General features: G+C 49.6%; 2 rRNA genes. Both read left to right on the top strand.

Features of this window, described 5'->3' with window-relative positions:
- Positions 1–21 precede the first annotated feature (21 nt).
- Positions 22–2,931: ribosomal RNA gene (locus tag HU830_RS08675) — 23S ribosomal RNA — on the top strand.
- Positions 2,932–3,007: 76 nt separating this feature from the next.
- A 5S ribosomal RNA gene (rrf, locus tag HU830_RS08670) occupies positions 3,008–3,124 on the top strand.
- The last annotated feature ends 1 nt before the right edge of the window (position 3,125 follow it).

Below are 3,125 nucleotides of genomic sequence, written 5' to 3'. Positions count from 1 at the left end.
AGAAAAAGAAGTAAAGAAATAGGTTAAGATATTAAGGGCGCACGGTGGATGCCTAGGTACTAGGAGCCGATGAAGGACGGAACGAACACCGAAATGCTTCGGGGAGCTGTAAGTAAGCGTAGATCCGGAGATATCCGAATGGGGAAACCCGGCTGATGTAACAGTCAGTCACACTCGTAAGAGTGAGGAAGACGTGGTGAACTGAAACATCTAAGTAGCCACAGGAAGAGAAAGAAAAATCGATTTCCTAAGTAGCGGCGAGCGAAAGGGAAAGAGCCCAAACCAACGAGCATGCTTGTTGGGGTTGTAGGACTTGTGTAAGAGAACAAAAGCTAATGATAGTCGAATCAGTTGGGAAGCTGAACCAAAGAAAGTGACAGTCTTGTAGACGAAATCAGAAGCACTCGCACGAGGATCCTGAGTACGGCGGGGCACGTGAAACCCCGTCGGAATCCGGGAGGACCATCTCCCAAGGCTAAATACTCCCTAGTGACCGATAGTGAACCAGTACCGTGAGGGAAAGGTGAAAAGCACCCCGGGAGGGGAGTGAAATAGATCCTGAAACCGTGTGCCTACAAATAGTCAAAGCTCGTTAAAGAGTAATGGCGTGCCTTTTGTAGAATGAACCGGCGAGTTACGTTTGCGTGCAAGGTTAAGTTGAAGAGACGGAGCCGTAGCGAAAGCGAGTCTGAAATGGGCGACGAAGTACGTAGATGTAGACCCGAAACCAAGTGACCTACCCATGTCCAGGTTGAAGGTGCGGTAAAACGCACTGGAGGACCGAACCCACGTAAGTTGAAAATTGCGGGGATGAGGTGTGGGTAGCGGTGAAATTCCAAACGAACTTGGAGATAGCTGGTTCTCTCCGAAATAGCTTTAGGGCTAGCCTCGAGGAAGAGGATCATGGAGGTAGAGCACTGTTTGGACTAGGGGCCCGTCAGGGGTTACTGAATTCAGATAAACTCCGAATGCCATCGATCTATACTCGGGAGTCAGACTGTGAGTGATAAGATCCATAGTCGAAAGGGAAACAGCCCAGATCACCAGTTAAGGTCCCAAAATCCATACTAAGTGGAAAAGGAAGTGGAACTGCTGAGACAACTAGGATGTTGGCTTAGAAGCAGCAACCCATTCAAAGAGTGCGTAATAGCTCACTAGTCGAGTGGTTCTGCGCCGAAAATGTACCGGGGCTAAGTATGGTACCGAAACTGTGGATGTTAATTGAAAGATTAACGTGGTAGGAGAGCGTTGTAAGCACGAAGAAGCTAGACCGAGAGGACTAGTGGAGAGCTTAGAAGTGAGAATGCCGGTATGAGTAGCGCAAGACCAGTGAGAATCTGGTCCACCGAATGACTAAGGTTTCCTGGGGAAGGCTCGTCCGCCCAGGGTTAGTCGGGACCTAAGATGAGGCCGAGAGGCGTAGTCGATGGACAACAGGTAGAGATTCCTGTACTAGTCAGTTTTGTTTGAGCAATGGAGGGACGCAGGAGATAAACGTGAGCATGCAGCTGGAAAAGCATGTCTAAGCAGCGAGTCTGAAAATGAGTTAAATGCTTGTTATCGAGAAGGATGAGTTGTGATAGGGAGCGAAAATAAAAGTAGCGAAGCACGAGAGTCACACTGCCAAGAAAAGCTTCTAGTGAGAAACTGATTACCCGTACCGCAAACCGACACAGGTAGTCGAGGAGAGAATCCTAAGGTGAGCGAGAGAACTATCGTTAAGGAACTCGGCAAAATGGCCCCGTAACTTCGGGAGAAGGGGTGCTGGTGTAAGAGCCAGCCGCAGTGAAAAGGCCCAAACAACTGTTTATCAAAAACACAGGTCTCTGCAAAATCGTAAGATGACGTATAGGGGCTGACGCCTGCCCGGTGCTGGAAGGTTAAGAGGATGAGTTAGCGCAAGCGAAGCCCAGAATTGAAGCCCCAGTAAACGGCGGCCGTAACTATAACGGTCCTAAGGTAGCGAAATTCCTTGTCGGGTAAGTTCCGACCCGCACGAAAGGCGTAATGATTTGGGCACTGTCTCAACGATAGACTCGGTGAAATTATAATACCCGTGAAGATGCAGGTTACCCGCGACAGGACGGAAAGACCCCATGGAGCTTTACTGCAACTTGATATTGGGTTTTTGTGTAAGATGTACAGGATAGGTAGGAGCCGTCGAAATCGGTACGCTAGTATCGAGGGAGGCATTGGTGGGATACTACCCTTGTTATATGAAAACTCTAACCCGCACCACTGAAGCGTGGTGGGAGACAGTGTCAGGCAGGCAGTTTGACTGGGGCGGTCGCCTCCTAAATAGTAACGGAGGCGCCCAAAGGTTCCCTCAGAATGGTTGGAAATCATTCGCAGAGTGTAAAGGTAGAAGGGAGCTTGACTGTGAGACAGACAAGTCGAGCAGGGACGAAAGTCGGGCTTAGTGATCCGGTGGCACCGCATGGAAGGGCCATCGCTCAACGGATAAAAGCTACCCTGGGGATAACAGGCTTATCTCCCCCAAGAGTTCACATCGACGGGGAGGTTTGGCACCTCGATGTCGGCTCATCGCATCCTGGGGCTGTAGTCGGTCCCAAGGGTTGGGCTGTTCGCCCATTAAAGCGGTACGCGAGCTGGGTTCAGAACGTCGTGAGACAGTTCGGTCCCTATCCGTCGCGGGCGTAGGAAATTTGAGAGGATCTGTCCTTAGTACGAGAGGACCGGGATGGACATACCACTGGTGTACCAGTTGTCTTGCCAAAGGCAGAGCTGGGTAGCTATGTATGGAAGGGATAAACGCTGAAAGCATCTAAGTGTGAAACCCAACTCAAGATGAGATTTCCCATTCAAATAATGAAGTAAGACCCCTCAGAGAAGATGAGGTAGATAGGTTGCGCGTGGAAGTCTAGTGATAGATGGAGCGGAGTAATACTAATCGGTCGAGGGCTTAACCGAAGGTAGTAGTTTTAAGGAAACTCTTAATATTCAGTTTTGAGAGGACTAAGGTCATCTCAAGAAGAGAAGCAGCAAGTGTGGTGGCGATAGTGAGAAGGATACACCTGTTCCCATGCCGAACACAGAAGTTAAGCTTTTTAACGCCGAAAGTAGTTGGTGGGAAACTACCTGCGAGGATTGGTCGTTGCCACGCT

It is taken from the genome of Bombilactobacillus apium (assembly GCF_013385145.1).
Lineage (GTDB): Bacteria > Bacillota > Bacilli > Lactobacillales > Lactobacillaceae > Bombilactobacillus > Bombilactobacillus apium.
This window is presented reverse-complemented; position numbering and strand designations above follow the sequence as displayed.